Below are 21,638 nucleotides of genomic sequence, written 5' to 3' on the forward strand. Positions count from 1 at the left end.
CAGCGACATCGCCGTACCCGGATGCCCGTTACCCACCTTCTGCACAGCGTCCATCGCCAGGACCCGGGCCGTGTCGACGGTCCGCTGGTCCAGGTCGGTCCATTCGAAAGCGTTCGTCGGCGTGGTGCTCACCCTGTCTCAGGGCTCCTTCCATGGTGGTGAAGAGTGACCCCGTGAAGGGGACCGGGTCGGCCACGTCGCTGTGGGCCTGACTTGCACTGGTGCCGGTCACGGAGGGTTGATCCCGCTTCTCTGTGCGAGCCTACCGCCCGAAAGGGCCCTCACCCTCGTGCCAGAACAACCGGGGTGGCGGTATCGGCATTCCTGAAGGCCGCACGGTCCCTGTCCTACCCTCACCCGGAGGCGGTCCGTCCGCCCGTCCGAAGGGCAAGACGGGGATGCCGCGTCCTGCGTGCCCGATCTGCGGCGATTCACCCGGGGGTGTGCGGCTCGGCTCGCCGGGGCACCCCGAGGCCGGACGGGACATATGGAGCGTCTAAGGTGGCGTGGTACGCGCAGAGCGGACGCACCGGAGCCCAGCGGGCCCAGGGGAACGCCTGTGGAAGTTCATCGTGAGTTGGGGTGTTCGTGACCGCCGTCGAATCCCGCCCCGCCGGGGCGGTCGGGGCGACGCCTGCGCACCGGCCGTTCGGGGCCCGTGTCGGGGCATTCGTCGCACTGACCAAGCCTCGGATCATCGAGCTGCTGCTGATCACCACCGTGCCGGTGATGTTCCTGGCGCAGCGGGGGGTGCCGGATCCCCTCCTCGTGCTGTGGGTGGTCGTCGGCGGCTACCTCTCGGCCGGCGGCGCCAACGCGCTCAACATGTACATCGACCGCGACATCGACGCGGTGATGACCCGCACCGAGCGCCGTCCGATCGTCACCGGCATGGTGTCGCCGCGCGAGGCCCTCGTCTTCGGCATCGCGCTCGCCGTCGCCTCCACGGTCTGGCTGGGCCTGCTCGTCAACGCGCTCGCCTCGGCGCTCGCCCTCGGGGCACTCCTCTTCTACGTGTTCGTGTACACGCTCGGCCTGAAGCGGCGTACGACGCAGAACATCGTGTGGGGCGGCATCGCCGGGTGCATGCCGGTGTTCGTGGGCTGGGCCGCCGTCACGAACGAGCTGTCCTGGTCGGCGCTGGTGCTCTTCCTCGTCATCTTCTTCTGGACGCCGCCGCACTACTGGCCGCTGTCGATGAAGGTGCGCGACGACTACGTCAAGGCGGGCGTCCCGATGCTGCCGGTCGTCAAGGGCAACCTCGCCGTGGCACGGCAGATCGTCGCCTACTCGTGGGTGATGGTCGCCGTCTCGCTGGCGCTGTGGCCGCTGGCCGACACCAGCTGGCTGTACCCGGTCTCCGCGGTGGTGCTCGGCGCGTTCTGGCTGAAGGAGGCGCACGGGCTGCACGCCCGCGCCAAGGCCGGGGTGGTCGGCGCCAAGCTGAAGGAGATGCGGCTCTTCCACTGGTCGATCACCTACCTGACGCTGCTGTTCGTGGTCATCGCGGTCGACCCGTTCGTGAAGTAGTCGTCACCGCTGCAGGACGGAGCCCCGGGGCGTGTGCCCCGGGGCTCCGTCGTGTCCCCAGGCTGCGTCGGGCCCGGTGTCGGCGGGCCGATCCGGCTACCGGCCCAGGACGGCCATCGCCGCGTTGTGGCCGGGGATGCCGCTGACCCCGCCGCCGCGCGGCGCGCCCGCGCCGCAGAGCAGGACCCGGGGGTGGCCGGTGGCGACGCCCCAGCGGTCGGCGGCCGTGCCGTCGGGCAGGCCGTCGCGGTACGGGAAGGCCAGGTCGCGGTGGAAGATGTTGCCGCCGGGCAGGCCGAGGTCGGCCTCCAGGTCGAGCGGGCTCCGCACCTCGATGCAGGGGCGGCCCTCCCCGTCCACGGCGAGGCAGTCGGCGAGCGGCTCGGCGAGGCTGTCCTGCAGGGGCGCGAGGACGGCGGCCAGTGCCGCGGACCGGGCGGCGTCGTGGTCGCCGGCGAAGAGGTGGGCGGGCTGGTGCACGCCGAAGAGCGTCAGGGTGTGGAAGCCCTGCGCGGCCGGCCCCGGCCCGAGGATCGACGGGTCGGTCAGCGAGTGGCAGTAGATCTCCGACGGCGCCGGTGCGGGCAGCCGTCCCGCGGCGGCCTGCCGGTAGGCGGCCTCCAGCTCGCGGTAGGACTCGGCGAGGTGGAGCGTGCCGGCGAAGGCCTCCCGCGGGTCGGCGGCGGGGTCGCGGAGCCGCGGGAGCCGGCGGAGCAGCATGTTGACCTTGAGCTGCGAGCCCACCGGCATCTCCCCCCCGGGGTCCTCGCCGAGCAGCCGCGCGAGGGTGTGCGGGGCGGCGTTGCACAGCACGGTGTCCGCGCCGACCCGGTGCTCCGCGTCGCCGGTGCGGTAGGCGGTCTCCACGCCGCCGGGCCCGGGGGCGAGCGCGGTGACCTCGCAGTCGGTGAGGATCTCCGCCCCGGCGGCGCGGGCCGTGTCGGCGAGGGCGTCGGTGAGCGCGCCCATGCCGCCGACGGGCACGTCCCAGTCGCCGGTGCCGCCGCCGATGACGTGGTAGAGGAAGCAGCGGTTCTGCCGCAGGGAGGGGTCGTGGGCGTGGGTGAAGGTGCCGATCAGGGCGTCGGTCAGCACCACGCCGCGGACCAGGTCGTCGGCGAAGCGCCGCTCGACGCTCTCGCCGAGCGGCTGCTCGAAGAGCGCGGTCCAGGCGGCGGGGTCGCCGACCCGGCGGCGGAGCCCGTCCCGGGTGGGCAGGGGCTCGGTGAGGGTGGGGAAGACGCGTTCGGCGACCCGCCCGGTGAGGTCGTAGAAGTCCTGCCAGGCCGCGTACTCCCGGTCGGAGCCGGTGAGCGCGCGGAACGAGGCGGCGGTGCGGGCGGGGTCGCCGCGGTCGACCAGCAGGCCGGTCGGCCGTCCGTCGCGGGCGGTGGGCGTGTAGGAGGAGAAGCGGCGGCGCCGGACGGCGAACCGCAGGCCCAGCTCGTCGACGATCTTCCGCGGCAGCAGGCTCACCAGGTACGAGTACCGGGAGAGCCGGGCCTCGACGCCGGGGAAGGCCTGTGCGGAGACGGCCGCGCCGCCGGTGCGGCCGAGCCGCTCCAGGACGAGGACGCTGCGTCCGGCGCGCGCCAGGTAGGCGGCGGCGACCAGGCCGTTGTGGCCGCCGCCGACCACGACGACGTCGTACCGGCCGCGGGACGGGGTGCGGCGGGCCGGCCCGGCCGGCCGGTTGCGGTCCTGCATGGGGCAGTCCTACCAGAGCGTGCCGGGCGCGGCCAGGGTGCGCGCCTCAGCGCGGCGGCAGCTCGCTGGGCCCGACATGGCCGTCCAGCCAGTCCCTGAGCGGCCGGGAGGCCCGCAGGAATCCGGCGATCCGCCCGTACGCCTCGGCGGTGCCGAGCCAGGCGGCGGGCTGCCACTCCTGCCAGGCGATCAGGCCCCTGTTGCGGAGCAGGACGATCCGCGGGTGGTCCTTGGGGTAGCCGCGCGGCGCCGTCTTCAGCGGGTCGCGGCCGACCACGGCGGGGCCCGCCTTCCCGACGGCGGCGATCACGCGTTCCAGCTCGGCGCCGGTGACGTCCCCGGCGACGGCCTCGCGGTAGCGGGCGAGCTGGTCGGGGGCGAGCCGGTACATGCCGTTGCCGCAGGCGAGGCCGTCCGCGGAGAGCTGGATGTAGCCGCCGGCCTCCAGGTACGCGCCGACGTGCGTCTTGTACGGGGACTTGTCGGCGCCGAACCGGACGTCGCGGTTCGGCCGGAAGATCCTGCCGGGCCCGAACTCGTCCTCCAGCGCGTCCAGCAGGTCGGCCGTCGGGGTGCGGACCATCCGGTCGTAGCGGTCCTTGTGGGCCGTCCAGAAGGTCTTGGAGTTGTCGGCCTCCAGCTGCTCGTAGAATTCGAGCGCCTCGGCGGGCCAGCCATCGAAGGTCATGGGGCCAGGGTAGGGGCGGCGGTGTGGTCCGCCGCACAGACCGTTCCCGTCGCCAGCGCGGCTACCGCTCGGTAGCATGCGGGCATGACCAGCGCAGAGACCGCCACCCCCGCCGCGCAGGACGCCCGCGCCGAGCGCCGCGCCAAGCGCATCGCCAAGCACATCACCGCCTTCGCCGCCCGGCACGGCGGCAGTGCGGACGGCGTCGTCGAGTACGTCGGCCGGACCGCCACCCGCATCGTGCTGGTCGGCGCGGACGGCGCCTGGGGCGACCAGGTCGCCCCCACCCACGCCGTCGGCCTGCGGGCGGCCGAGCTCTCCGGCATCACCCTGCACGACAGCTTCGAGGGCGAGCTCGGCCTCAAGGTGCGGACCGGCGCCTACGAGTGGAAGCGGATGGCCGGCATCCAGATCGGCGGCTGACCCGCCCGCCCCTCCGCGGACATCCCCCCGGCCCGCGGGCCGGGGGGATGTTCCGTGTCTCAGACCGCCGCGGTCTCCGCGGCCGGGACGGCGGCGTGCGGCACGTCCGCGGTCACCGCCGGGCGGGTGCGCAGCGCCAGCGGCACCCGCAGGGCGGCCGCCCAGACCAGCGCGGCACCCAGCATGTGCAGGCCCACCATGACCTCCGGGGCGTCCGTGAAGTACTGCACGAAGCCCAGCACGCCCTGCAGGAGCAGCAGGACCAGCAGGTCCCGCACCCGGGCGCGGGCCGCCGGCGGCGCCTTCACCGCGGCCAGCACGAACACGGCCGCCAGCGTCAGGCCCACCGACAGGAACGCCAGGTCGGCGTGCGCCTGCGCCAGCCGGTCGTAGTCGACCGGGATGCGCCACACCGGTTCGCCGCCGCTGCTCGACGCCCCCGGGTGGTGGCCCGCGCCGGTCACCAGCGTGCCGGCCAGCACCAGCAGGCCGACCACCGCCACCAGCACGTACGACAGCTGCGTCAGCGGCCGCGTCACGGACGGCTCCGGCGGGCCGTCACCCTCCTTCGACCGCTCCCACATCAGCACCGCGACCCAGACCAGGCCCATCGCGGCGACCATGTGCACCGCCACCACGTACGGGTTCAGGCCGGTCAGCACGGTGATGCCGCCGATCACGGCGTTGCTCATCACCAGCCAGAACTGCGCCCAGCCGAGCCGCGTCAGGCTCCGCCGCCACGGCGGCGAGCAGCGCGCCGCCAGCGTCGCCCAGGCGATCGCCGCGCACAGCACGTAGGTGAGCATCCGGTTGGTGAACTCGATGACACCGTGCACACCCATCTCGGGCGTCGGCGTCAGGCTCTCGCCGGTGCAGCGGGGCCACGTGGTGCAGCCGAGGCCGGAGGCGGTCAGCCGCACGGCGCCGCCGGTGACCACGATGACCACGCTCATCACGAGAGCGGCCAGCGCCGCCCGGCGCACGGTCACGGCCGACGGCCGCCAGCGGGTGGCAAGGAGAGCGGAGGGGTTCAGCACCGCTTCATCCTAGGTTGTCCCGATCCCGATCTTCGGGCCGGGTGCCACCGCCGGCGGCGCGCCCTCAGAGCGCCGCGCGCCGCTTGCCGCGCGGCTTGCGCGGGTAGGGGAAAAGCCGCAGCGAGCGCTTGGCCGCGAGGTCCTCCATCCACCCGAACGTCAGCACGAGCAGGCCGATCAGCGGGATCGCGACGAACAGCTGCGGATAGTCGCTGCCCAGCACCCCGCCCCAGTGGTCCGACAGGTACTCCACCCGGTAGAGCTGGTCGATCACCGGCACCGACAGCTCCAGTGCCAGCGTGTGCCACAGGTAGACGCTCACCGCGCGCGCGTTGAGCAGGCTGATCAGACCGTTGAGCGGCTCCAGGCGGCGCGGCCACTGCTCCCACGACGGGCTGAGGTGCAGCAGCAGCAGGACGAAGCCGAACGACCACACCGCCTGCGCGATCGGGAAGTTCTCCAGGTCGCCGATCTCGGTCGGATCCAGCACCGGGCGGCTGACGTAGTACCAGTACCCCGCCACCATCACCAGCGGCGCCACCGACGGGGCGACGTACTGCGGCAGCTTCTTGAGCAGGCCCTCCTGGTGGGCCATGCCGAGGATCCAGCACGAGCCGAACGTCGTGAAGTCCGAGAACGTCTCCCAGATCCGGCCGTCCTCCGGCAGCAGCCCCGAGCACATGGCCAGCGCCAGCGGGGTCAGCACCGTCACCAGCGGGAACCGCCGCAGCGCCTTCAGCAGCAGCGGCGAGAGCAGGACGTACCAGAGGTAGGCCCGCAGGTACCAGAGCGGCACGCCGATCTGCTCGCCCCAGCTGCCCTCCAGCAGCCCGTGCAGGCCGGGCAGCTCCGTCTCCGGGAACGGCGGGGTGCTGATCGGCAGGACCCAGAACGCGAGCTTGCCCCACCACCACGCCGGATGGCCCTCGGAGTCCGGGCCCCAGCCGTCGATCGTCCACAGCGTGAACGCCACCGCGCCGAACAGCCACATCGGCGGCAGCAGGCGGCGCAGACGGTCACGGATGACCGTCAGCGCCGGCCGGCTCAGCGAACGCACCATCAGCGACCCGGCCAGCGCGAACATCACGCCCATGGACGGGAACAGCAGCGGCAGCCACGTCCAGCTGAAGTTGTGGTAGAGCACCACGCGGACGAGCGCCAGGGCGCGGAGCATGTCGAGGTAGCGGTCACGGCCGCCCTTGCGCCTCGGCGCCGCAGGAGCCTCCGGCCCCTCCGCCGCGACAGCGGTGTCGCCGCTGCCCGCCTCCTCGTCCGGGTCGGGCCCGGGATCGCTCTGCCAGTTCGGGGGCTTGATCCAGTTGTCCGGCGCCGTGGTGCCGGCGAGCCGCAGACCGCTGGGCACCCGCAGGGCCATCGTCTCCTCGGGCGACGGCGCGGTGTGCCGGCGCGGCGGCTCCTGGCTCCGGAAGTCCGGCTGGCCGCGGTCGGACCGCGGCGGGCCCGGCTGCCGGGCCCCCGCCCGCTGCTCCTGCTGCGGCGCCGCCTGCGCGCGCCCCGGCCGCGGGGCGTCCTGCGACCGGGAAGCGTCCTGCGACCGCGGAGGCGGCGGGGGCACGCGCAGGGCCATCGTCTCCTCGGGCGACCGGCGCTCCGGCGGGCGCTGCTGCCCCTGCCCGTCGGCACGCGGCCCCTGCGGACGCGTCGCCGTGACGCGCGGCTCCGGGGCGCCGCGCTCCTGCGGTCGCTGCTCGGGCCGCGGCCGCTCGGCGCGGGGCTGCCCGGGGCCGGGCCGTTCGGCGTGCGGCCGCTCGGTGCCGGGCCGCTCGGTGCCGGGCCGTTCGGCACGGGGGCCGGGCACGGGCGGGGGCGGCGGGACACGCAGGGCGGTGGTCTCGTCGGGCGCCCGCGGGGGCTCCTCGGCCGAGGGGACGGGGGGCCGCTTGCGGGGCGTGAAGAAGCCGTCCGCCGGTGCGTTGTCGTCGGTGGGTGCAGACACGGTCAGACCTCCACGATCGGTGCGGAGACCTCGCCGGTGCGCCGCAGTTTCTGCCGGCGCAGCCGCCCGCCGGTGAGCGCGGTGATCGAGGACTGGAGCAGCACGAGGTACATGAGCTGCCGGTACACCAGCTGTTGGACCGGCAGGGTGATGAGGTGCCACGGCTTCTCCCGGTCGAGCCGGAAGGAGTAGTGGGCGAGCAGGCCCTGGACGACCAGCACGCCGCCCCACGCGGTCAGGGTGCGCGGCGCGTCGACGAACAGGATGCCGTAGAGCAGGAAGAGGTCGATCAGCGGGGCGAGCACGCCGAAGAGGTCGACGAGCGGCAGGCCGATCCGGCCGCCGGGGCCGCGCCCGACCAGGGCGTGGCGGTGCTTCCACGTCGCCTGCATGGTGCCGTAGCTCCAGCGGTAGCGCCGGGACCACAGCCGGCTCGTGCTCGCAGGGGCCTCGGTCCGGTCGCGCGCCTTCTCGGCGTGGACGGTGCGCCAGCCGTCCCGCAGCAGGGCCGTGGTGACGTCGGTGTCCTCGGCGAGGGTGTCCTCGCTCATGCCGCCGACGCGCTCCGGGGCGGAGCGCCGGAAGGCGCCGACCGCGCCGGGGACGGTGGGCATGATGGTGAGGACGTCGTACATGCGGCGGGGTTCCTGGTGGGCGGTGATGTGAACGGGCGGGGTGCCGGGTCAGTGCTCGGTGGCGGCAGTGGCGGCGGCGGTGCTCGGCTTCGCGGCGGCGGAGGTCCGCGCGGTACCGGGGGAGCGCGTGGCGCCGGTCTTCGCGGTCGTGGCGGTGCTCTTCGCGGTCGTGGCGGTGGCGCCGCGCGACGCCGACCCGCCGGGCCGGGCGGAGGGGCTTCCCGAGTGCCCGGCACCGGGCTTCGCGGAGGACCTGCCCGAGGCGCTGCCCGACGTGGACGGCAGTGCGGACGGGGACACCGCGGGGGCCGGTGGCACGGGGCCGGCCGCGGCCGGCGAGCGGAGGGAGTCCGGGAGTTCCAGCGGGGGTGCCTGGGAGACCGCGCCGAAGACGCTGACCACGAGCCCGACGGTGAACAGCAGGCCGCCCGCACCGACGAACCAGCCCAGGTGCCGGAGCCATCGCCCGCGGACGCCGGACTGGTCGACGAAGACCGGCGCGGCCTCGGGTCCGGCGGTCACCGGTGGGGACACCCGGGTCTCGGCCGGGTCGGCGGTCCGTGGTGAGGAGGTGGACAAGGTGGCTCCGGGCCCTTCCAGGTCAGGCGCTGGGCGGGCACAGGCACCGCCATCGAGACCGTAGTGGACCTGCTGGACCTGAATCGGTGTCAATGTCCGATGTGTGGATATATGTGGAGCCCTTGTGACCGGATTGAGACGTCGGTGGCTCGTTTTCGGCCGGGCCCGGTCAACCTCGTAGGATGCCCGAACGCTTCGCGCGCGTTGCGGGGTCGGTATCGGCACAGGATCGGACAGGCCCGTGATCGGACGGTTTTCGGCCACCGGCGGGGCGGGTGCGGCGGCGGCCCGGATCCTCGCCGCCGCTGCTCGTCGCCGCCTGTTCGAGCGACCGCCCGGTGCCGGACGCGGTGCCGGACGGGGCGCACCCCGGCGGGCGGGGCGACGGGCCGGCGGAGTCCGGGGAGCCGGGCGCCGGGGAGCCGGAGCCGGGCGCTCCGGAAGGGCCCGCCTCCTGCGACGCGGCCCTGCTGCGCACCCCGCAGGGCCGGATGATCGGCGTCGCCTCGGAGGGCGGCCCGGGCGCGGCGCGGGGGCCGCAAAAGGGGCGTACGGGGCAGAGTGTCCAGTGGTCTTGACCATTCGTCGGGCTGCCCGGGAGAGTGCGGGGTGATCCACCCCTTTCGCACCGCGGAGTCCTGTTCCATGCGCATATCCCGACCTGCCGCCGCCCTCGCCCTCGGCGGCTCCCTCGCCCTCGCGGTCCTCGCCGCCGCCCCCGCCGCACAGGCCTCACCCGGGGCGGGCCAGTGCCAGGGCCTCGGCACGGCCGGCCTGTACGGCGAGTTCGTGGAGGGCGACGACACGCACAGCCCCGACGCCGAGGGCGCGGTGGCCGTCGGTGGCGACGCCGACTTCCGCGGCGGCTTCTCGGTCGCCAACGAACTGACGGCCGGCCAGGTCAAGGCCCTGCCGGGCGGCAACACGCTCGTCGTCGGCGGCAACCTCAAGGGCCCCGTGTACGTGATGAAGGGCAACGGCGTGTACGCCGGCACCCTTGCCGGTGTGGCCGAGGCCCACCACGGCAAGATCGTGCACGGCGCCTCGCCGATCGACTTCGAGGCCGAGTTCACCCACCTGCGGAAGGTCTCCGCGCAGCTCGCCCTGAACCCCTCGGCGGGCGTCACCGTCAAGGCCTCCGGCGACACGCTGACCCTCACCGGCACGGACGCGTCCTTCAACTCCTTCGTGCTGACGGCCGCCCAGCTCCAGGGCGCCAAGGAGGTCTACCTCCACGTGCCGGCCGGCGCGGCCACCGTCGTCAGCGTCACCGGCGCCTCGTACGACCAGGCGGCGGCCCGCACCACCGGGTTCTTCCTGTGGGACGCGGCGAAGAAGAAGTACGTCCTCGACGACAAGACGCAGAGCGCGTCCGGCGGCGCCGTCCGAGCCGGGCTGCTGTGGAACCTGCCGACCGCCACCAAGGTCGTCAAGAACAGCGGCAACGCCTGGCCGGGCAGTGTGCTCGCCCCGAACGCCGCCTTCGACCTGGGCACCGGCGGTCCGGTCAACGGCTCGGTCATCGCCAAGTCGCTCAAGGGCAGCGGCGGCGCCGAGACGCACCACTACCCGTTCACCGGCTGCCTGCCGGGCACGGACACGCCGGCCCCGGTGCCGTCCGGCTCCGCCCCGGGCACCACCACCGGCGGCACCACCACGACCGGCGGCACCACGACGACCGGCGGCACGACCACCACCGGCGGCACGACGGGCGGCACCACGACCGGTGGCGGCGCGCCGTCGCCGACCCCGTCCGGCAGCGGCTCCGCCCCGGCCTCCCCGCCCGCCACGGGCACGGGCGGCACCACCGGCGGCGGGCTCGCCTTCACCGGCGCCGCGGGCGTCGTCCCGATCGCGATCGGCGGTGCGGTGGTGCTCGCCGCCGGTGCCGGGATCGCCGTCGCCGCACGCCGGCGCCGGGCCTGACACGACGGTGCCCCCGGACCCGCGGAGACTCCGCGGGTCCGGGGGCACCGGCACGTCAGGGGGCGCCGGCTCACTCCCAGCGGAACCAGCGGGCCGCGGCGGCCAGGCCCAGCACCGCCCAGACCGCGAGGATGCCGAGGTCGGGCCAGGGCACCCCGGCGCCCTGCTGGAGCACCGAGCGCAGCCCGTCCGAGAGTGCGGAGATCGGCAGCAGTTCCAGCACCGGGCGCACCGCGCCGGGGAACTTCGACAGCGGCACGACGACACCGCCCGCGAGCAGCAGCAGGACGAAGACGAGGTTGGCGGCGGCGAGCGTGGCCTCCGCCCGCAGGGTGCCGGCCATCAGCAGGCCGAGTCCGGAGAACGCCGCGGTGCCCAGCACCAGCAGCCCGGCGACGGCGAGCGGGTTGCCGTGCGGCGACCAGCCGAGCGCCAGCGCGACGGCCGACAGCAGGGCCACCTGCAGCACCTCGGTGACGAGCACGCAGCCGGTCTTGGCGGTGAGCAGCGCCCAGCGGGGGAGAGGGGTGGCGCCGAGCCGCTTCAGGACGCCGTAGCGGCGTTCGAAGCCGGTGGCGATGGCCTGGCCGGTGAAGGCGGTGGACATCACGGCGAGGGCCAGCAGGCCGGGTGCCAGGAAGTCGACGCGCTTGCCGGGGCCCTCCGCGGCGACGACGTCGACGGCGCTGAACAGCACGAGCAGCACGGTCGGGATGATCACGGTGAGCAGCAGCTGCTCGCCGTTGCGCAGGAGCATCCGCGTCTCCAGCGAGGTCTGCGCGAGCAGCATCCGGCCGACGGGGGCGGCGCCCGGGCGGGGCGTGTGGTCGGTCACGAGCGCAGATCCCGTCCGGTGAGTTCCAGAAAGACGTCCTCCAGGCCGCGCCGTTCGACGGCCAGCCGTTCCGGCATGACGCCGGCGCCGGCGCACCACGCGGTGACGGTGGCGAGCAGCTGCGGGTCGACGGGGGCCTCGACCCGGTAGGTGCCGGGGGCGGGCTCGGTGGCGGCGGCGCCGGCCGGGAGGGCGGCGCGCAGCGTGTCGAGGTCGAGTCCGGCCGGGGCGTCGAAGCGCACGCCGGCCTCGGCCCGGCACAGCTCGGCGGGGGTGCCGGTGGCGATGACGCGGCCGTGGTCGACGATGGCGACCTCGTCGGCGAGCTGCTCGGCCTCGTCCATGTGGTGGGTGGTGAGGACGACGGTGACGCCGGCCGTCCGGAGCTCGCGGACGAGCTCCCAGGTGGCGCGGCGGGCCTGCGGGTCGAGGCCGGCGGTGGGCTCGTCGAGGAAGACGAGCTCGGGGCGGCCGACGACGGCCATGGCGAGGGCGAGCCGCTGCTGCTGGCCGCCGGAGAGCCGGCGGTAGGGGGTGCGTCCGCAGCTGCCGAGGCCGAGGCGTTCGACGAGGGCGGGCACGTCGAGCGGGTCGGCGTACAGGCCGGCGGTGTGCCGGAGCATCTCGACGGCGCGGGCGCCGGGGTAGACGCCGCCGGCCTGCAGCATCACGCCGATCCGCGGCCGCAGGGCGGCGGCGTCGGCCACCGGGTCGAGGCCGAGCACCCGGACGCGCCCGGCGTCGGGGCGGCGGTAGCCCTCGCAGGTCTCGATCGTGGTGGTCTTGCCGGCGCCGTTGGGGCCGAGCACGGCGGTGACGGTGCCACGGGCGATGGTGAGGTCGAGGCCGTCGACGGCCGTCTTCTCGCCGTACCGTTTGACCAGCCCGGCCACCTCTACGGCGGGTTCGAGTCGCATACCGGCGAGTGTAGGAGGCGTGTGCGGGCGCCCTGCACACCGGCCCGCAGTGATCGTCTTTGCAGGTCAGGTAAGGCTTACCTGCGTGACTGACGCCACCGGTGAGGTGTGGATCACGGCTTGTTCCTCCGGAACGAATTACGCAACAATGGTGTTGTGAAAAACATGCGCGAGCATCCCGCACAGAACAGGGTGGCCGAGCCGGCCCCCGGCTGTGCCGTGCCCGCGACCGCGGCGGAGGTGCTGCTGGAGGGCCACCGGGCCACCCGTGACCGGGTCGCCCGTTCGATCCTCGACCACGGCCCCTCCTCCGCCGCCGACCTGTCCGGCCGCCTGGGCCTGACCGCCGCCGCCGTCCGCCGCCACCTGGACTCGCTGGCCGCCACCGGCCTCGTCGAGTCCCGCGAGCAGCGGGTCTACGGCAGCCGCGGCCGGGGCCGTCCGGCCAAGGTCTTCGGCCTCACCGAATCCGGCCGGGACGCCTTCTACCAGGCGTACGACCAGCTCGCCGCCGACGCGCTGCGCTGGATCTCCGAGTCGGTGGGCGGCGGCACCGCGGGCGAGGAGGCGGTCGCCGCCTTCGCCCGGGCCCGCTTCGCCAAGCAGGGCCAGAAGTACCGCAGCAGCCTGGAGCAGGCCGGGTCCGGCCGTCGCGCCGAGGCGCTCGCCGAGGCCCTCAGCGCCGACGGGTACGCTGCCACGGTGCGGCGCGTGCCGTCGGCGACCACGGCGAAGACGCCGCCCGGTGCCCAGCTCTGCCAGCACCACTGCCCGGTGGCGCACATCGCCGAGCAGTTCCCGCAGCTGTGCGAGGCCGAGACCGAGGTCTTCTCGCAGCTCCTGGGCACCCACGTCCAACGGCTGGCCACCATCGCCCACGGCGACGGGGTCTGCACCACGTATGTGCCGGCATCCGGTGCCGCACCGTCGCCCGCCGCCGAGCGGGCGCCCGGTGCCGTGCCGGCTGCCGGTACGTCCCCCAAGTCCCCCAACGAATCGGCTCGTCCGCGCGGAGGAACCTCGCATGACTGACATCGCACACCCGGACCTCGAGGGCCTGGGCACCTACGAGTACGGCTGGGCCGACTCCGACGAGGCCGGCGCGGTCGCCAAGCGCGGTCTCAGCGAGGATGTCGTGCGCGACATCTCGTCGAAGAAGAGCGAGTCCGACTGGATGCTCAACCTGCGTCTCAAGGGCCTGAAGCTCTTCGGCAAGAAGCCCATGCCGACCTGGGGCTCCGACCTGACCGGCATCGACTTCGACAACATCAAGTACTTCGTGCGCTCCACCGAGAAGCAGGCCGAGTCCTGGGAGGACCTGCCCGCCGACATCAAGGCGACGTACGACAAGCTCGGCATCCCGGAGGCGGAGAAGCAGCGCCTCGTCGCCGGTGTCGCCGCGCAGTACGAGTCCGAGGTCGTCTACCACCAGATCAACGAGGAGCTGGAGGCGCAGGGTGTCATCTTCATGGACACCGACACCGCGCTGAAGGAGCACCCGGAGCTCTTCCAGGAGTACTTCGGCACCGTGATCCCGGCCGGCGACAACAAGTTCGCCGCGCTGAACACGGCCGTGTGGTCCGGCGGCTCGTTCATCTACGTGCCGAAGGGCGTGCACGTCGAGATCCCGCTGCAGGCCTACTTCCGGATCAACACCGAGAACATGGGCCAGTTCGAGCGGACGCTGATCATCGTCGACGAGGACGCCTACGTCCACTACGTCGAGGGCTGCACCGCCCCGATCTACTCCTCGGACTCCCTGCACTCCGCGGTCGTCGAGATCATCGTGAAGAAGGGCGGCCGCTGCCGCTACACGACCATCCAGAACTGGTCGAACAACGTCTACAACCTGGTCACCAAGCGTGCCGTGGCGTACGAGGGCGCGACCATGGAGTGGGTCGACGGCAACATCGGCTCCAAGGTCACCATGAAGTACCCGGCCGTCTACCTGATGGGCGAGCACGCCAAGGGCGAGACGCTCTCCATCGCCTTCGCGGGCGAGGGCCAGCACCAGGACGCCGGCGCGAAGATGGTCCACATGGCGCCGAACACCTCGTCGTCGATCGTCTCCAAGTCGGTGGCCCGCGGCGGCGGCCGCACCTCGTACCGCGGTCTGATCGAGATCGGCGAGGGCTCGCACGGCGCCAAGTCCAACGTGCTGTGCGACGCGCTCCTGGTCGACACCATCTCCCGCTCCGACACGTACCCGTACGTCGACGTCCGCGAGGACGACGTGTCGATGGGCCACGAGGCGACCGTCTCCAAGGTCAGCGAGGACCAGCTCTTCTACCTGATGAGCCGCGGCATGGCCGAGACCGAGGCGATGGCGATGATCGTCCGTGGCTTCGTCGAGCCGATCGCCCGCGAGCTGCCCATGGAGTACGCGCTGGAGCTCAACCGGCTGATCGAGCTGCAGATGGAGGGATCGGTCGGCTGACGCCGCTCCGACCCGCGTTCCATCCACCATCCGAGGAAGAGAGCACCACGACAGCCATGGCTGACGTCAACACCCCCAGCGGCGCCACCACCGCCGGTTCGATCGAGGTCGGCACCGCCGGCGCCGGTGCGCAGCTGGCCGGCCCCGGCACCGGCCGGGCCTCCGTGCAGCAGCCGATCGACGCCCGCGTCGCGGTCAAGCCGTCCTACGACGTGAACGACTTCCCGGTGCCGCACGGCCGCGAGGAGGACTGGCGGTTCACCCCGCTGCACCGCCTCGGCGGTCTGCACGACGGCACCGCCGCGGAGCGCGCCACCGGCCAGGACAAGGTCGAGCTCGGCCTGCCCGACGGCGTCACGGCGGAGACCGTCGGCCGGGACGACGCCCGCGTCGGCACCGCCGGCAAGCCGGTCGACCGGGTGGCCGCGCAGGCGTTCAGCGCCTTCGAGCAGGCCCTGGTCGTCACCGTGCCCAAGGAGTCGGTGCTCACCGAGCCGGTCCGCATCGACGTGCACGGCGAGGGCGGCGTCCGCTTCGCCCACGTGGTCGTCGACGTCAAGGCGTTCGCCGAGGCCGTCGTGGTGATCAACCACACCGGCACCGGCACCCGCGCCGCCAACGTCGAGCTGCTCGTCGGCGAGGGCGCGAAGCTCACCTTCGTCTCCGTGCAGGACTGGGAGCGCGACGCGGTGCACGTGGCGCAGCACACCGCGCTCGTCGGCCGCGACGCCACCTTCAAGTCCGTGGTCGTCACCTTCGGCGGCGACGTCGTGCGCCTGCACCCCCGGGTGACCTACGCGGCCCCCGGCGGCGAGGCCGAGCTGTTCGGCCTGTACTTCGCCGACGCCGGCCAGCACCTGGAGCACCGCCTGGTCATCGACCACGACACGCCGCACTGCCGGTCCAACGTGGTCTACAAGGGCGCGCTGCAGGGCCAGGACGCCCACGCGGTCTGGGTCGGCGACGTGCTGATCCGCGCCGCCGCGCTCGGCACCGACACCTACGAGCTCAACCGCAACCTGGTGCTCACCGACGGTGCCCGCGTCGACTCGATCCCCAACCTGGAGATCGAGACCGGCGAGATCGTCGGAGCCGGCCACGCCTCCGCGACCGGCCGCTTCGACGACGAGCAGCTGTTCTACCTGCAGGCCCGCGGCATCCCGGCCGAGGAGGCCCGCCGCCTGGTGGTCCGCGGCTTCTTCGCCGAGCTGGTCCAGCAGATCGGCGTCACCGAGATCCAGGCGCACCTCATGGAGAAGATCGAGGCCGAGCTGGAAGCGAACGTGGCATGAGCTTCCTCCGCGCCTGTGCGCTGAGCGAGCTCGCCGAGGACGTGCCCCGGCGGGTCGAGCTCAACGGTGTGCCGGTCTCCGTCGTCCGCACCGACGAGGGGGTGTTCGCGGTCAACGACACCTGCTCGCACGCGAACGTGTCGCTCTCGGAGGGCGAGGTCGAGGACTGCATGATCGAGTGCTGGCTGCACGGATCGAGCTTCGACCTGCGCACCGGCAAGCCGTCCGGGCTGCCCGCCACCAAGCCGGTCGCCGTCTACCCCGTCAAGATCGAAGGGGACGATGTGCTCGTCTCCGTCAACCAGGAGTCCTGAGTACCCATGGCAACGCTTGAAATCCGCGACCTGCACGTCTCCGTCGAGGCCGAGTCCGGCCCGCGAGAGATCCTCCGCGGCGTCGACCTGACCGTGAAGCAGGGCGAGACGCACGCCATCATGGGCCCCAACGGCTCCGGCAAGTCGACCCTCGCCTACTCGCTGGCGGGCCACCCGAAGTACACCGTCACCGGCGGCGAGGTGCTCCTCGACGGCGAGGACGTGCTGGCCATGGCGGTCGACGAGCGGGCCCGCGCGGGCGTCTTCCTCGCCATGCAGTACCCGGTCGAGGTGCCCGGCATCTCCGTCTCCAACTTCCTGCGCACCGCCGCCACCGCGGTCCGCGGCGAGGCCCCCAAGCTGCGCACCTGGGTGAAGGAGGTCAAGGAGGCCATGGCCGCGCTCCAGATGGACCCGGCCTTCGCCGAGCGCAACGTCAACGAGGGCTTCTCCGGCGGCGAGAAGAAGCGCCACGAGATCCTCCAGCTGGAGCTCCTCAAGCCGAAGATCGCGATCCTCGACGAGACCGACTCCGGCCTGGACGTCGACGCGCTGCGCGTCGTCTCCGAGGGCATCAACCGGGTGCGCTCCACCGGCGAGGTCGGCACCCTGCTGGTCACGCACTACACCCGCATCCTGCGGTACATCAAGCCTGACTACGTCCACGTCTTCTCGGCCGGTCGCATCGTCGAGTCCGGCGGCGCCGAACTGGCCGACAAGCTGGAGGAAGAGGGCTACGAGAGCTACGTGAAGGGCGGCGCTTCCGAGTGACGACACTCCCCGGCTCGGCGCTGACCGGGCTCCTGGACACCGACGCGATCCGCAAGGACTTCCCGATCCTGCAGCGCGCCCTGCACGACGGCAAGCCGCTGGTGTACCTCGACAACGCGGCCACCTCGCAGAAGCCGCGTCAGGTGCTGGAAGCGCTGACGGCGTACTACGAGCGCCACAACGCCAACGTGCACCGCGGTGTGCACGTGCTGGCGGAGGAGGCCACGGCGCTGTACGAGGGCGCCCGCGACAAGGTCGCGGCGTTCATCAACGCGCCGAGCCGGGACGAGGTGATCTTCACCAAGAACGCCTCGGAGTCACTCAACCTGGTCGCCAACATGCTCGGCTGGGCCGACGAGCCCTACCGGGTCGACGCGGACGCCGAGATCGTCATCACCGAGATGGAGCACCACTCCAACATCGTGCCGTGGCAGCTGCTCTCGCAGCGCACCGGCGCGAAGCTGCGGTGGTTCGGGCTGACCGACGAGGGCCGGCTCGACCTGTCGAACATCGACGAGCTCATCACGGAGAAGACGAAGATCGTCTCCTTCACGCTGGTCTCCAACCTGCTCGGCACGGTCAACCCGGTCGAGGCCATCGTCCGCAAGGCCCAGTCGGTCGGCGCCCTGGTGCTCATCGACGCCTCGCAGGCCGCCCCGCACATGGTGATGGACGTGCAGGCGCTGGAGGCCGACTTCGTCGCCTTCACCGGCCACAAGATGCTCGCCCCGACGGGCATCGGCGTCCTGTGGGGCCGTCAGGAGCTGCTGGAGGACCTCCCGCCGTTCCTCGGCGGCGGCGAGATGATCGAGACCGTCACCATGGGCTCGTCCACCTACGCCCCGGCGCCGCACAAGTTCGAGGCCGGCACCCCGCCGATCGCCCAGGCCGTGGGCCTCGGCGCGGCGGTGGACTACCTCACCGACATCGGCATGGCGAACATCGCCGCGCACGAGCACGCGATCACCGCGTACGCGGTCGAGCGCCTGCTGGAGGTGCCGGACCTGCGCATCATCGGCCCGCGCACGGCCGTCGACCGCGGTGCCGCGATCTCCTTCACGCTCGGCGACATCCACCCGCACGACGTGGGCCAGGTGCTCGACGAGCAGGGCATCGCCGTGCGCGTCGGCCACCACTGCGCGCGCCCCGTCTGCCTGCGGTACGGAATTCCGGCGACCACCCGGGCGTCGTTCTACCTGTACTCGACGCCGGCGGAGGTCGACGCGCTGATCGACGGCCTGCACCACGTCCGCAACTTCTTCGGCTGAGGTGACGGAATGAAGCTCGACTCGATGTACCAGGAGATCATCCTGGACCACTACCGCAACCCCCACGGCAAGGGGCTGCGGGAGGGCGACGCCGAGGTGCACCACGTCAACCCCACCTGCGGCGACGAGATCACCCTGCGCGTGCGGCTCGACGGCTCCACCGTCGCGGACGTCAGCTACGAGTCGCAGGGCTGCTCGATCAGCCAGGCCAGTGCGTCGGTGCTCAACGACCTGGTGGTCGGCAAGAGCGTCGGCGACGCCCAGGCCGTCCAGGAGGCGTTCCTGGCGCTGATGCAGAGCAGGGGTCAGGGCGAGGGCGACGAGGAGGTGCTGGAGGACGCGGTCGCGTTCGCCGGCGTCTCCAAGTACCCCGCCCGGGTGAAGTGTGCGCTGCTGAGCTGGATGGCCTGGAAGGACGCCACCGCCCAGGCCCTCGGCGCCCAGCCCGCCATCAACGACTGAAACGGACGGACTCCCATGAGTGACAGCGAGACCCCGGCCGACACGGCCGTCACGGACGGCGGCGCCCCCGCCGCCGCCGAGGGCCAGGTGGCCTTCACCAGCGCGGGCACCGTGTCCGTCGAGGACCTGCACGAGGCCCTCATGGACGTCGTCGACCCCGAGCTCGGCATCGACGTCGTCAACCTCGGCCTGATCTACGGCATCCACATCGACGAGGGCGACATCGCCACCATCGACATGACGCTCACCTCGGCGGCCTGCCCGCTGACCGACGTCATCGAGGACCAGGCGAAGACGGCCACCGACGGCCTCGTCAAGGACCTCCGGATCAACTGGGTCTGGATGCCGCCGTGGGGCCCGGACAAGATCACCGACGAGGGCCGCGACCAGCTCCGCGCGCTCGGCTTCAACGTCTGACCCGTCCCGCACGGGCCGCCGCTGCCCCCGCCCCCACCGGGCGGGGGCAGCGGCGTCTCCGCCTGCCTGCCTGCCCGTTCCCGCCCGTTCCCGCTCCGCCCGGCCCTTGCTCCGTCCGGGGAGCGCCGGGTATCGCCCGCCCGCCCGGCTGGGAATGCTCCCTGTCCGCACGGTCGACGAACAGGAGCACATCGTGGCGACAGGTACCTGGCAGGCCCCCGAAGGCGCCGTCGGGCCGCCGGAGTTCCTCCCCGAGCTCGACGTCCCGGCCCCGGACCGCCAGCGCCGGTGGACCGTCCTGCTGCGCTGGCTCCTGCTGATCCCGCAGTTCGTCGTCGTCTGGGTGCTCTCGGTGCTGGCCGTGCCCGCGGCGATCGTCGGCTGGTTCGGCGCGCTCGTGCTCGGCCGGCTGCCCGACCCGATCGAGCGCTACCTCGCCGGCTTCGTCGCGTACGACACCCGGGTGCGCGCCTCCGCGATGCTGCTGGTCGACGACTACCCGCCGTTCGCCTGGGACGGCGGCGACCACCCCGTCCGGGTGGAGCTGCGGCCCGGCGAGCTCAACCGGCTCGCGGTGTTCTTCCGCCTGATCCTCATGATCCCCGCGGCGATCGTGCAGAGCCTGCTCACCGGCGGCTGGTACGTCGCAGCCTTCGTGATCTGGCTGATCGTCCTGATCCTCGGCCGGATGCCCGAGCCGCTGTACGGTGCGACCGCCGCCGTCCTGCGCTACGGCATGCGGTTCGGCGCGTACGTCCTGATGCTGACCTCCGCCTACCCGAAGCGGCTGTTCGGCGACGAGGGCCTGCCGCCGATCGCGGCCGCGCGCTCCGCGACCCGGCCGCTGATGCTGAGCACCGGCGCCAAGGCCCTCGTGGTGCTCTTCCTCGTGCTCGGCCTGGCGAGCGGGATCTCCAACGCGTTCCGCTCCGACGGGGACGGCTACGACTACGACGCGCGCGGCCGCAGCACCACGGCCACCGCCAGCCCCGCGCACACCACCGCGGCCACCGAGACGAACCCGCTCACCGCCGGCAGCAGGCCGTAGCGGCGGGTCAGCGCACCGACCACCACGATCGGCAGCGAACTCCCCAGGTAGACGATCACCCAGAGCGCCGACATCTCGCTGCCCCGGCGCTCCGGGTCCATCGCCCCGACCGCCGTCGTGAAGAGCGACCGGAACGCCACCCCCTGGCACGCCCCGCCCAGCACGCTGCCGACGAACAGCAGGGCCGGCGTGCCCGACCAGCCCGCCGCCACCACCAGCGCCAGCCCGGCCGCCAGCCCGGCCAGGCCGAGCGCCACCACCTGCCGGTCCGCCGTCGGCGGCACCAGCAGCTGCGCGGCCGCCGACGAACCCAGCAGCAGCGCCGCCACCACCGCACCGGTCAGCAGCGACCGGGAGTGCAGCAGGTCCGCGGCGAACGCCGGCGCCAGGCTCAGGTACACCCCGAACACCGCGTACGAGACGAAGCCCGCACCGGCCGCCAGCAGGAACTCCCGCCGCCCCCGGCGCGGCAGCCGCAGCCTGCGCGGGCGCAGGTGCGCCGGCGTCGTCACCCGCGGCGGCGAGGCCGGCGGACGCTCCCGGCCCGGCATCCGCGGGTGCACCAGGGCCAGCGGCACGCACAGCACCAGCAGGGCGATCGCGTGCAGCAGGAACGGCGTCAGCAGCGGGTCCGCGCCGGTCGCCAGGCTCGCGCCGACCACCGGGCCCAGCGCCACCCCGCCCGCCGAACAGGCCAGCGTCAGTTTGGCCGCCAGCGTCGGCCGGTCGGGCAGCAGGTCGCCCAGGGCGGCGCCCGCCGCACCGGTCGCCAGGCCCACCGCCACGCCCTGCACCGCGCGGCCCGCCACCAGCGCCGCGAAGGTGTCCGCCTGCGCGAAGACCACGTCGCCCGCGGCCGCCAGGGCCACCGCGGGGAGGATCAGGGCCCGCCGCCCCAGGTGGTCCGACCAGTGGCCGACCGCCGCCAGCACCGGCACCAGCGCGAAGACGTACACGGTGAACAGCACGGTGGTGTGCAGCGGCGTCAGACCCAGCCGCTGCTGCAGGACGGGATAGACCGGCGTGGCCAGGTTGGCGCCGACCAGCATGAGGAGCAGCGCGGCGGCCACCAGGCCGACCCGGATGCCGCGCACCGCGTTCCAGCGGCTGATCGCCGCCAGCTGCAGCTGGGTGCGCGGGGCGAGCTCGGGGGGGAGCAGGGCCTCCGACAGTCGGCGCCCGGGGTACTGCGCGGAGCGCAGGCCGGGGCCGGCGGGGGAGAGGTCCGCCATGGCAGGGATCTCCTGTGGCCGGGCACCACCGGGAAGGCCGTGGCCGGGGGTGGTGGCCGCGGTCCGCAGCCCGGATGGGGCGGTGTGCGGGGTGCCCTCCGGTCGGGGACCGGGCGCGGAGGGGAGCGGGCGTCGTTGCCCGGGAGGCCCGCGCGGGGTGTGC

At 73.3% G+C, this 21,638-nt stretch carries 21 protein-coding genes and 1 pseudogene; 12 read left to right on the forward strand and 10 right to left on the reverse strand.

Going from position 1 to position 21,638, the window contains the following annotated elements; genetic code table 11:
- Positions 1 to 132: hypothetical protein (locus tag SNE206_RS17220; protein WP_407914400.1), on the reverse strand; the 132-nt coding region annotated here is incomplete at its 3' end.
- 456 nt (positions 133 to 588) lie between these two features.
- Between SNE206_RS17220 and SNE206_RS17225 the strand changes: the two genes are divergently transcribed.
- Entirely contained in the window at positions 589 to 1,530 is a 942-nt protein-coding gene (locus SNE206_RS17225; RefSeq protein WP_407914401.1) for a heme o synthase, read from the forward strand.
- Positions 1,531 to 1,626: 96 nt separating this feature from the next.
- Here SNE206_RS17225 and SNE206_RS17230 read toward each other — a convergent pair whose 3' ends face one another.
- Positions 1,627 to 3,237: a phytoene desaturase family protein gene (locus tag SNE206_RS17230; protein WP_407914260.1), complete on the reverse strand. Its 1,611-nt coding sequence runs from the start codon at positions 3,235 to 3,237 to the stop codon at positions 1,627 to 1,629.
- A 46-nt stretch (positions 3,238 to 3,283) separates the two neighbouring features.
- The gene (locus SNE206_RS17235; protein ID WP_407914261.1) at positions 3,284 to 3,925 is read right to left on the reverse strand and encodes a DUF2461 domain-containing protein; all 642 of its coding nucleotides are present in this window, start codon (positions 3,923 to 3,925) and stop codon (positions 3,284 to 3,286) included.
- Positions 3,926 to 4,009: 84 nt separating this feature from the next.
- Between SNE206_RS17235 and SNE206_RS17240 the strand changes: the two genes are divergently transcribed.
- On the forward strand, positions 4,010 to 4,348 hold the full coding sequence (locus SNE206_RS17240) for a hypothetical protein (protein WP_407914262.1): 339 nt from the start codon (positions 4,010 to 4,012) through the stop codon (positions 4,346 to 4,348).
- A 59-nt stretch (positions 4,349 to 4,407) separates the two neighbouring features.
- Here SNE206_RS17240 and SNE206_RS17245 read toward each other — a convergent pair whose 3' ends face one another.
- The 4 genes and pseudogenes from SNE206_RS17245 to SNE206_RS17260 all read right to left on the reverse strand — a co-directional run bounded on the left by SNE206_RS17245 (position 4,408) and on the right by SNE206_RS17260 (position 8,499).
- A complete protein-coding gene (locus SNE206_RS17245; RefSeq protein WP_407914263.1) occupies positions 4,408 to 5,385 on the reverse strand; it encodes a COX15/CtaA family protein in 978 nt (325 codons plus the stop codon).
- Positions 5,386 to 5,449: 64 nt separating this feature from the next.
- Positions 5,450 to 7,342: an acyltransferase family protein gene (locus tag SNE206_RS17250; RefSeq protein WP_407914264.1), complete on the reverse strand. Its 1,893-nt coding sequence runs from the start codon at positions 7,340 to 7,342 to the stop codon at positions 5,450 to 5,452.
- 2 nt (positions 7,343 to 7,344) lie between these two features.
- A pseudogene (locus tag SNE206_RS17255) lies at positions 7,345 to 7,983 on the reverse strand (glycosyltransferase); the annotation flags it as partial.
- Positions 7,984 to 8,025: 42 nt separating this feature from the next.
- On the reverse strand, positions 8,026 to 8,499 hold the full coding sequence (locus SNE206_RS17260; protein ID WP_407914265.1) for a hypothetical protein: 474 nt from the start codon (positions 8,497 to 8,499) through the stop codon (positions 8,026 to 8,028).
- A gap of 702 nt (positions 8,500 to 9,201) precedes the next feature.
- Between SNE206_RS17260 and SNE206_RS17265 the strand changes: the two genes are divergently transcribed.
- Positions 9,202 to 10,482: a choice-of-anchor A family protein gene (locus tag SNE206_RS17265; protein WP_407914266.1), complete on the forward strand. Its 1,281-nt coding sequence runs from the start codon at positions 9,202 to 9,204 to the stop codon at positions 10,480 to 10,482.
- A gap of 70 nt (positions 10,483 to 10,552) precedes the next feature.
- Here SNE206_RS17265 and SNE206_RS17270 read toward each other — a convergent pair whose 3' ends face one another.
- A complete protein-coding gene (locus SNE206_RS17270) occupies positions 10,553 to 11,272 on the reverse strand; it encodes an ABC transporter permease (RefSeq protein WP_407914402.1) in 720 nt (239 codons plus the stop codon).
- A 41-nt stretch (positions 11,273 to 11,313) separates the two neighbouring features.
- Positions 11,314 to 12,234: an ABC transporter ATP-binding protein gene (locus SNE206_RS17275; protein ID WP_407914267.1), complete on the reverse strand. Its 921-nt coding sequence runs from the start codon at positions 12,232 to 12,234 to the stop codon at positions 11,314 to 11,316.
- Positions 12,235 to 12,399: 165 nt separating this feature from the next.
- On the opposite strand from SNE206_RS17275, the gene SNE206_RS17280 reads away from it, so the two are divergent.
- From SNE206_RS17280 to SNE206_RS17320, 9 genes are all read left to right on the forward strand, one after another.
- Complete coding sequence (locus SNE206_RS17280; RefSeq protein ID WP_407914268.1) at positions 12,400 to 13,266, forward strand: helix-turn-helix transcriptional regulator; 867 nt, start codon at positions 12,400 to 12,402, stop codon at positions 13,264 to 13,266.
- A complete protein-coding gene (sufB, locus tag SNE206_RS17285) occupies positions 13,259 to 14,671 on the forward strand; it encodes a Fe-S cluster assembly protein SufB (protein WP_407914269.1) in 1,413 nt (470 codons plus the stop codon). The genes SNE206_RS17280 and sufB overlap by 8 nt, the downstream gene beginning before the upstream one ends.
- A 56-nt stretch (positions 14,672 to 14,727) precedes the next feature.
- Positions 14,728 to 15,963 carry a Fe-S cluster assembly protein SufD gene (gene sufD, locus SNE206_RS17290; RefSeq protein ID WP_407914270.1) on the forward strand — a complete coding sequence of 412 codons (1,236 nt, stop codon included), beginning with the start codon at positions 14,728 to 14,730 and terminating at the stop codon, positions 15,961 to 15,963.
- The gene (locus SNE206_RS17295; RefSeq protein WP_407914271.1) at positions 15,960 to 16,277 is read left to right on the forward strand and encodes a bifunctional 3-phenylpropionate/cinnamic acid dioxygenase ferredoxin subunit; all 318 of its coding nucleotides are present in this window, start codon (positions 15,960 to 15,962) and stop codon (positions 16,275 to 16,277) included. Before sufD ends, SNE206_RS17295 begins: the two co-directional genes overlap by 4 nt.
- 6 nt (positions 16,278 to 16,283) lie before the next feature.
- On the forward strand, positions 16,284 to 17,048 hold the full coding sequence (sufC, locus tag SNE206_RS17300) for a Fe-S cluster assembly ATPase SufC (RefSeq protein WP_405011180.1): 765 nt from the start codon (positions 16,284 to 16,286) through the stop codon (positions 17,046 to 17,048).
- Positions 17,049 to 17,068: 20 nt separating this feature from the next.
- Positions 17,069 to 18,316, forward strand: a complete 1,248-nt coding sequence (locus tag SNE206_RS17305) for a cysteine desulfurase (RefSeq protein ID WP_407914403.1) — start codon at positions 17,069 to 17,071, stop codon at positions 18,314 to 18,316.
- A 9-nt stretch (positions 18,317 to 18,325) separates the two neighbouring features.
- On the forward strand, positions 18,326 to 18,778 hold the full coding sequence (gene sufU, locus SNE206_RS17310) for a Fe-S cluster assembly sulfur transfer protein SufU (protein WP_405011179.1): 453 nt from the start codon (positions 18,326 to 18,328) through the stop codon (positions 18,776 to 18,778).
- 15 nt (positions 18,779 to 18,793) lie between these two features.
- On the forward strand, positions 18,794 to 19,195 hold the full coding sequence (locus tag SNE206_RS17315; RefSeq protein ID WP_407914272.1) for a metal-sulfur cluster assembly factor: 402 nt from the start codon (positions 18,794 to 18,796) through the stop codon (positions 19,193 to 19,195).
- Between the two features lie 193 nt (positions 19,196 to 19,388).
- Positions 19,389 to 20,243, forward strand: coding sequence for a DUF4389 domain-containing protein (locus tag SNE206_RS17320; RefSeq protein ID WP_407914273.1), 855 nt, complete (start codon positions 19,389 to 19,391; stop codon positions 20,241 to 20,243).
- Here SNE206_RS17320 and SNE206_RS17325 read toward each other — a convergent pair.
- Positions 20,144 to 21,475 carry an MFS transporter gene (locus SNE206_RS17325; RefSeq protein ID WP_407914274.1) on the reverse strand — a complete coding sequence of 444 codons (1,332 nt, stop codon included), beginning with the start codon at positions 21,473 to 21,475 and terminating at the stop codon, positions 20,144 to 20,146. The two genes, SNE206_RS17320 and SNE206_RS17325, sit on opposite strands and share 100 nt — an antisense overlap.
- Between the last annotated feature and the right edge of the window lie 163 nt (positions 21,476 to 21,638).

The sequence above is a fragment of the Kitasatospora sp. NE20-6 genome, assembly GCF_045862635.1.

What these genes read in the sequence shown, in the direction of transcription:
- SNE206_RS17230 (WP_407914260.1), bottom strand. Translation starts at nt 3,237, where the DNA reads ATGCAGGACCGCAACCGGCCGGCCGGGCCGGCCCGCCGCACCCCGTCC.
- SNE206_RS17235 (WP_407914261.1), bottom strand. Translation starts at nt 3,925, where the DNA reads ATGACCTTCGATGGCTGGCCCGCCGAGGCGCTCGAATTCTACGAGCAG.
- SNE206_RS17240 (WP_407914262.1), top strand. Translation starts at nt 4,010, where the DNA reads ATGACCAGCGCAGAGACCGCCACCCCCGCCGCGCAGGACGCCCGCGCC.
- SNE206_RS17265 (WP_407914266.1), top strand. Translation starts at nt 9,202, where the DNA reads ATGCGCATATCCCGACCTGCCGCCGCCCTCGCCCTCGGCGGCTCCCTC.
- SNE206_RS17270 (WP_407914402.1), bottom strand. Translation starts at nt 11,272, where the DNA reads ATGCTGCTCGCGCAGACCTCGCTGGAGACGCGGATGCTCCTGCGCAAC.
- SNE206_RS17275 (WP_407914267.1), bottom strand. Translation starts at nt 12,234, where the DNA reads ATGCGACTCGAACCCGCCGTAGAGGTGGCCGGGCTGGTCAAACGGTAC.
- SNE206_RS17280 (WP_407914268.1), top strand. Translation starts at nt 12,400, where the DNA reads ATGCGCGAGCATCCCGCACAGAACAGGGTGGCCGAGCCGGCCCCCGGC.
- sufB (WP_407914269.1), top strand. Translation starts at nt 13,259, where the DNA reads ATGACTGACATCGCACACCCGGACCTCGAGGGCCTGGGCACCTACGAG.
- sufD (WP_407914270.1), top strand. Translation starts at nt 14,728, where the DNA reads ATGGCTGACGTCAACACCCCCAGCGGCGCCACCACCGCCGGTTCGATC.
- SNE206_RS17295 (WP_407914271.1), top strand. Translation starts at nt 15,960, where the DNA reads ATGAGCTTCCTCCGCGCCTGTGCGCTGAGCGAGCTCGCCGAGGACGTG.
- sufC (WP_405011180.1), top strand. Translation starts at nt 16,284, where the DNA reads ATGGCAACGCTTGAAATCCGCGACCTGCACGTCTCCGTCGAGGCCGAG.
- sufU (WP_405011179.1), top strand. Translation starts at nt 18,326, where the DNA reads ATGAAGCTCGACTCGATGTACCAGGAGATCATCCTGGACCACTACCGC.
- SNE206_RS17315 (WP_407914272.1), top strand. Translation starts at nt 18,794, where the DNA reads ATGAGTGACAGCGAGACCCCGGCCGACACGGCCGTCACGGACGGCGGC.
- SNE206_RS17325 (WP_407914274.1), bottom strand. Translation starts at nt 21,475, where the DNA reads ATGGCGGACCTCTCCCCCGCCGGCCCCGGCCTGCGCTCCGCGCAGTAC.